This is a genomic window from Streptomyces sp. NPDC037288 (genome assembly GCF_055603265.1).
In genome coordinates, this window is record NZ_JBVJVY010000116.1 from 1 (window position 1) to 7,039 (window position 7,039).

4 protein-coding genes and 2 pseudogenes are annotated in these 7,039 nt (G+C 69.1%); 3 read left to right on the forward strand and 3 right to left on the reverse strand.

Translation table 11 applies throughout. From position 1 onward, the window contains the following. Nucleotides 1-132: 132 nt before the first annotated feature. Both ACZ7GZ_RS41590 and istB read left to right on the forward strand, forming a co-directional pair. Nucleotides 133-572, forward strand: a pseudogene (locus ACZ7GZ_RS41590) (transposase family protein); the annotation flags it as partial. 247 nt (nucleotides 573-819) lie between these two features. Then, nucleotides 820-1,460, forward strand: a pseudogene (gene istB, locus ACZ7GZ_RS41595) (IS21-like element helper ATPase IstB); the annotation flags it as partial. A 55-nt stretch (nucleotides 1,461-1,515) separates the two neighbouring features. Here istB and ACZ7GZ_RS41600 read toward each other — a convergent pair. Both ACZ7GZ_RS41600 and ACZ7GZ_RS41605 read right to left on the reverse strand, forming a co-directional pair. Further along, a complete protein-coding gene (locus ACZ7GZ_RS41600) occupies nucleotides 1,516-1,881 on the reverse strand; it encodes a nuclear transport factor 2 family protein (RefSeq protein ID WP_471032864.1) in 366 nt (121 codons plus the stop codon). Nucleotides 1,882-2,114: 233 nt separating this feature from the next. Then, nucleotides 2,115-3,014: an RNA polymerase sigma-70 factor gene (locus ACZ7GZ_RS41605; RefSeq protein WP_471032866.1), complete on the reverse strand. Its 900-nt coding sequence runs from the start codon at nucleotides 3,012-3,014 to the stop codon at nucleotides 2,115-2,117. A gap of 169 nt (nucleotides 3,015-3,183) precedes the next feature. On the opposite strand from ACZ7GZ_RS41605, the gene ACZ7GZ_RS41610 reads away from it, so the two are divergent. Then, the gene (locus tag ACZ7GZ_RS41610; protein ID WP_471032868.1) at nucleotides 3,184-4,242 is read left to right on the forward strand and encodes an NAD(P)/FAD-dependent oxidoreductase; all 1,059 of its coding nucleotides are present in this window, start codon (nucleotides 3,184-3,186) and stop codon (nucleotides 4,240-4,242) included. A 264-nt stretch (nucleotides 4,243-4,506) separates the two neighbouring features. Here the strand turns inward: ACZ7GZ_RS41610 and ACZ7GZ_RS41615 are convergent, their stop codons facing one another. Further along, on the reverse strand, nucleotides 4,507-6,090 hold the full coding sequence (locus tag ACZ7GZ_RS41615) for a class I adenylate-forming enzyme family protein (RefSeq protein ID WP_471032869.1): 1,584 nt from the start codon (nucleotides 6,088-6,090) through the stop codon (nucleotides 4,507-4,509). Nucleotides 6,091-7,039 lie beyond the last annotated feature (949 nt).

Below are 7,039 nucleotides of genomic sequence, written 5' to 3' on the forward strand. Positions count from 1 at the left end.
ACATGTTCAGCCGAAGGCCGCTTCCATGTACGGCGGTTACCGGACCAGGTGATCAAGTTCGACACACCATTCGACGCCGGACGTTAAAGATCAAGCTAAAGGGTGTTGCACAAGGCTGTGAGCTGGGCATTGCTGCTCGCGATCGAACCCGTCTCCCGTCCGGCCGATGCCCCGGAACGGATGTGGATCGTGGACGGCACACTCATCGTGGGCGCGGATACGCGGCTGGTGATCGCGGCAGCCCGCCCGGTATCGGGAAGCACGGCGGACACCCACGCCTGGTGGGCCTCCGGACACAGTAGGCACTGTCAGGGCGTGACGGTGCTCGATGACGGGGCCTGTCTCAACTGCGGAACGGCGGTGCCGCGCCGCAAACGCCCCGGACGAGCGTTGCTGAAGGGCGAAGAGGACGGCACGCCGAACACCGCAGGGTCGGTGCCCGCGTGGAACACGTCATCGGCCGGATGAAGAACCACCAAGATTCTCCGCAACTGCCGCCCACGCGGCGACGGCCCCTCCATCACTCGGTCCAGGCCGTCGCCCACATACACAACCTCGCCCTCGCGTTATAAGCAGACGACCTCGCTCGCGGGCTCAGAGGCGGCGCCGGTCGAGGCACGGTCGCGCCCATCGACTGCGACAAGCACGGCGGTGGTGGGGGCGTCCAGTTCGCGGTCATCTCGTCGCAGGCACGGGGCGGCACGACTCCAGCACGGCAGAGACCGGGCTCGCGGACCGAGCGGGCCACGACGCAGGAGCCGAAACGACCCTTGTTCGTCGGACACCGAAGCCACGGTGATTGGTACTTGGTGGCCCTATGCCGAACTGCTGATGGCCGAGTGCGACGACCGGGCCCGCCGGCGCTCGGAACGGCGGATCAAGGCAGCCGGCTTCCCGAGGGAGAAGTCGCTGCGGACCTTTGACTTCGACGCCAACCCCAACATCGACGCGGCCACCATCAACACGCTCGTCAGCTGCGAATGGATCAAGAAAGGGTAGCCCCTCTGCCTGATCGGCGACTCCGGCACCGGCAAGTCCCACATGCTCATCGCCTTGGGCACCGAGGCCGCCATGAAGGGCTACCGAGTCCGCTACACGCTCGCAACGAAGCTGGTGAACGAGCTGGTCGAGGCCGCCGACGAGAAGCAGCTGAACAAGACCATCGCCCGCTACGGCCGCGTCGACCTTTTGTGCATCGACGAGCTCGGATACATGGAACTCGACCAGCACGGCGCCGAACTGCTGTTCCAGGTTCTGACCGAGCGTGAGGAAAGAACAGCGTCGCCATCGCCTCCAACGAGTCGTTCGGCGGCTGGACGAAGACCTTCACCGATCCCCGTCTCTGCGCGGCCATCGTCGACCGCCTCACTTTCAACGGCGCCATCATCGAGACCGGCACCGACTCCTACCGCCTCGCCAGCACCCGCGCGCGAGCGGAAACGCCGGCTACGGCCAGCTGAAGCCGCCCCGGTCAGCTGGGCGACCGCCGCCCTTGCGGGCGGCGGTCCCACCCACTCAACCGGTCAAAGTGCCCTGGTGGAAGTACATCCGCCAGCCTGTCTCCGTCAGACGCCACAAAGAGCTCCGCCATGCCCGACGGCCCTGGTTGTCGGCGAAGTACGTTAGGTGAACGACGCCCGGAGCAAGGACGACTCCGGACATTTCGCTGACCTTGACCGGAGACTCCGGGGACACCGAGCCGCCACTCGTCACCGTGAGGATCGACTCCGCATCCCACCGGCGTCCAGAAGCCCCGATCTCGGTGAAGTCCGGATCCAGAAGCTCCAGGACACGGGCCGGGGAAGCACGCACCTCGGGATCAAGAAGCCGCATCTCCCCATCGATGGCCGCCTGCACGGCCCGCTCACTCTCATCCGTCATGCAGAAACCCTACGGACGCGGCTTGCCAAGGCACAGCGAATTGATCACTCGACGCGGCGACGGCACGGTGGTGCCGTCAAAACTCGCGAACATCTCTCGACGGGGTGATCATCAACTGCCTCCGGAACTCATGCACAAGTGCTGCCGCCAAACGTGAACGAAGCAGCCAGGGGGTGCTGCGCCTCTCACCGTGCGGGCGGACCGTCTGACAGATGGACCGGCCGTCCCAAGCTTCAGCGGCTCACAGCGGTTTCCCGCTCCGTACGAGTCAGCTTGTCGGGGTTGCGCACGGAGTAGAGCCCAGTGATGAGGCCGTCGTCGATCCGCACCGACACGACCATGTCGATCCCCCCGTCGATCCTGACGATCAGAGCCGGATGACCGTTGATCTGTGCCGGCTCCACCGTCGCCGCGGGGCCGAACACCGCCACGCCGGCGGCCAGCAAGCGGGCCACCTTCTCTGCTCCCACGGTGGGACGCGGCATAGCCTGCTTGACGCCGCCGCCGTCGCTCAGGGCGACGACGTCCGGCGCGAGGAGGTCGAGCAGGCTCTGCAGGTCGCCCGTCTCGAGCGCCCGCTGGAAGGCCCCGAGCGCGGCCCGGGTCTCGGCCGCGGAGACGACTCCGCGCGGGCGGCGCGCGGCGACGTGCGCCCGCGCCCGGTGGGCGATCTGGCGGACCGCGGCCGGGCTCTTGTCGACGGCCTCGGCGATCTCGGCGTAGCCGAGGTCGAACACCTCTCGCAGCACGAACACCGCCCGCTCGGTCGGTGCGAGCGTCTCCAGGACCAGCATCATCGCCATCGAGATGCTGTCGGCGAGCTCGACGTCCTCGGCCACGTCCGGCGCGGTGAGCAGCGGCTCGGGCAGCCAGGGACCCACGTACGACTCCTTGCGCCGGCCGAGCGTACGCAGCCGGCCGAGCGCCTGCCGGGTGGTGATCTGGACCAGGTACGCGCGCTCGTCGCGCACCGTGTCGAGATCGACGCCCGCCCAGCGCAACCAGGTCTCCTGAAGGACGTCCTCCGCGTCCACCGCCGACCCGAGCATCTCGTAGGCGACGGTGAAGAGCAGCCTGCGGTGGGTGACGAACGCCTCGGTGGCGGGGTCGGGACGGCGGCCGTCCTCGCTCATGCCGGTGTCTCCTGTTTCCTCGCTCGTGCATGTGTCACCCACAGGACGCCGGATCCCGCCGGTGTGTGACACGCCGCGCCGTGTGACGCGCGACACGTCGAGGGCGGTGTCACAGGTTTCGGCCCGCCGGCATCTCATGTCCGACCAGTCACCCCGACAGGAGGCCGATATGAAGGTGGTAGTGGTGGGCGCCGGTTACGCGGGCGCGCTTGCGGCGAACCGGCTCGCCAAGAAGGTAAGGACCGCCGAGATCACGGTGATCAACCCGCGTCCCGACTTCGTGGAACGCGTACGGCTGCACCAGCAGATCGCGGGGACGGCCACCGTCGCGACGCCCCTCGCGTCGATGCTGCGCGACGGGATCACTGCGCGGGTCGGCACCGTCGACAAGATCGGCGGCTGCAGCGTCGCCCTCGATGATGGCACGGGTGTCGACTTCGACTATGCGTTCCTCGCCGTGGGTAGCACTGTGCGGCCGATGGCGGGAACGGTCCCGGTGGGTACTTGGGAGGGCGCGGAGCAGGCCCGCGTGGCGCTTGGCGCGCTTCCCGCGGGCAGGACGGTCACGGTGATCGGGGCCGGCGCCACGGGTGTCGAGACGGCGGCGGAGGTGGCCGAGGCGAGGCCGGACCTCCGGGTACGGATGGTCGGGTCGTCGATCGCCGGCAACTTCTCCCACCGGGCGCGCCAGCGGGTGCGCGCCGGACTGGAGCGACTGAAGGTCGATATCGTGGACGACGGCGTCACGGAGGTCGCCGACGGCGTCGTGCACCTTCGGTCGGGAGCGGCGTTCGCCTCCGGCCTCACCCTGTGGGCGATCGTGTCGGGCGTCCCAGACCTTGCGCGACGCAGCGGTCTCACGGTCGATCCGGAAGGTCGTGCGCTCGTGGACGAGTGCCTGCGCAGTGTCGACGACGAACGGGTCTTTGTCGTGGGTGACTGCGCGGCCGTACCCGGAGCCCGGTTCGCCTGCGCGCTCGCCGGACCGCAGGCCGCTCACGCGGTCAACACCCTGGCCAGGCTGGTCGAGGGCCGCACGCCCGAGCCGTATTCCTTGCGTTACGTCGCGCGGGCCGTCAGCCTCGGACGGAAGAACGCGGTGGGTCAGTTCACCCACCGCGACGACACCCTCCGCCGGACCTACATCACCGGGCGCACCGCGGTGGCGATCAAGGAGCTGGCGTCCCGCGGCGGCAAGTACGGCGCCCGAACGGGCACAGGCGGCTGAACACCTCGCCAGCACGGGGCGCTGCGGAGTCGCCAGCGGTGTCCGTACAGGGTCGGCTGCCCGCCTTGCCCGGCGTCCAGCTGTTTTCGGCCGCCGCGTCGGCGGTGGCCCCCGCGACCTCTCGACAGGGAACCCAGAGGACCGCGGTGCCGCACTTCCGCCTTTCACAGGGGAACGGGCGGCCGGTCGAGGTGAGCCACAAATTCCCTGTCGCCCGGCGCACTTGGCACCGCATCAGGCCAGGGGGCCTTTACAACACGGAGCCTAGAGCGGGTCCGAGGCCCCGCTCGTCCACGCGGCGCGCAGCGCCTTCTTGTCCACCTTGCCGACCTTGGTCGTCGGCAGGTGGTCCAGCAGGACCGTCTTCCGCGGCGTGTACAACTCTCCCAACTCGGCGGTCACCGCCGCGCCGACCGCCTCCGGGTCGACGTCGGCACCCTCGGCCGTGGCCAGGAAGATCTGTACGGCCTCCCCGTACTCCTCGTCCGGTACACCCAGCGCCGCCGCGTTGCGCACACCGGGTAGCGTGAGCAGGAAATCCTCCAGGACCCTGGAGTAGACGTTGTCGCTGGTGCTGCCGGTGACGATGATGTCCTTGGCCCGGTCGACGAGATAGAGGTACCCATCGGCGTCGAGGTAACCCATGTCCCCGGTGCGCAGCCAGCCGTCCTGCAGCGCAGCCGCGGTGCGCTCCGGGTCCTCGTAGTAGCCGAGCATCACCGTCTCGCCACGGACGCACACCTCGCCGACCTGCCTGACGGGCAGTGCCGCCGCGCTGTCTTCGCCGCGGATCTCGATCTCGACGGCGGATATCGCGCGACCGCAACTGCGCCAGAGCTCGGGGCAGCGAGCTCCCTCCGAGGCGAGATCCTCCGCACTGAACGCGGTGATACCAAGCGCCTCCGACTGCCCGTAGCCCTGGCTGAGCACGGGCCCGAACACCTCGACAGCCTGCTGCAGCCGGCTGGGCGACGTGGCCGCGCCGCCGACAACGATCCGCCGTAGCGCTGGCAGGGCGCCCGGCTCGCAGTCCGGGTGGTCGAGGACCGCGTACAGCATGGGCGGTACGAACATGGTGGCGGTGATCCGCTCCTCGCGCAGTACCTTCAGCGCCGCGCCCGCTTCGAACTCGGGCAGCACGACGAGGGCCGAGCCTGTCACCAGAGCCTGGATCGAGGTGAGGTGCCCGCTGCCGTGGGTGAGCAGGGTGGAGGCCAGCACCCTGTCCGTGCCCTGGTTCATGGTCGGGAAGATCGCGGGGCGGGAGTTCTGCGGGGCGTCTTCCACCAGGTCCACCAGCGCGTCGTAAAGCCGGTGGCTGTGCGCGGCGAGCTTGGGGCGGCCCAGAGTTCCGCCGGTGTAGAGGACGGTGACGGCTTCGTCCGGTCCCGGGGCGGGCACGCCGTCGGGGCGCACGGCCGGGCACTCGGCCGCCAGCGCCAGCAGGTCCGTGCACCGCTGCTCACAGGGCCCGAGGCTGAGCAGTACGGGGGCGTGGACGCTGCGGCCGGCCGCGTCGGCGGCCCGTGGCGCGAAGAGCGGGTCGGTGACCACGGCGCGCGCCCGGGACTGCTCGACCAGCGCGGCGAGCTCGCCGGACCCTGGCTCGGGCGGCAGGAACACGACGCGGCAGCCGATGAGATGGACGGCGAGCTGCACCAGGACCGAGTCCACGCGGTTGGCCAGGAACAGCCCCACTCCGTCGCCGGGCGCGAGACCCTGCCCGCGCAGCGCATGTCCCAACCTGAACAGTCGCCGCCGAGCCTCCCCTCTGGTCAGCCGCTGCGCCCCCTGGACGAGCGCCTCAGTGTCCTCGTCCTTGCACCAGTGCTCCAGAATGCGGTCCACGTACGTCCGCGGCTCGGATGTTTCCTGTGCGTTAACGATCACCAACACATCCAAACATGCCGCTCAGAAGCCGTGGCTTCACAAGGGCCACCTTCGGCCACCAGCTGGCGGAGAACCCTTGCCCATGCTTTGATCAGAACTCGGAGTTCGCAGGTCAGTTGAGCGTCTGAGAGACACACCCGAACGCCCGCCATCATGGCGGGGAAACGCTCCCCGTGGTGCGGCAGCAGCGACCGGATCGAGGCGAGAGCCCGCTCCCACGCCGCCTTGTCCGGCGGCCGCATCGCCCGCGCCGGCAGCACAACGATCCCCAGCGTGCGCGCGGCCTCCACAGCCGGACGGAAACTCCCGCCACACCCGCGCACACGTCGTCCATGCGGCACCCGCACCTGTCGGTCCGGGGGAACACCTCCCGCACATACTGGTGGATCAACCGCTCGCGCGAAGCAAACGCTGATCGGCGACCGGCGCAGGCTCTTCCTCCCGCTGACTAATGGGTCCGTCGGCCGGTGGCCCGCATGGACGAGCTGAGCGCATTGTGCACCGGCGGTGATACCGGGGCGTCTGCGCCGGTGTGAGAGCGGCATGGCGTGACGATCCAGCCACGACGTCGGGAGATCCTGGTGCTCCGGCCGACGACTGGCGGGAGCTGGCCGAGTACCTGAACCACCGAACCCGGGTGCGTGCTGGGTGGTTGGTTCGTCGGACCCGCCGTGCCGCCTACCGTGCGCGAGCACATTGTGCATCTCCCCCGTCCAGTCGCCCGGCAAAAAAAGATTGTGCTGCGATGCAACCTCCCTTTGAGCCCGTGCGTATTAGAGGCGACCGCACCTCACCCGGGGGATCACATGTATTTGGACCGTTCGGCCGGTCGGACCGCCGGCCGTCTCGGCGCCGCTGTCGCGACCTGTATCGCTCTGCTCTCGGCCGTCGGCTGCTCGACGGACGC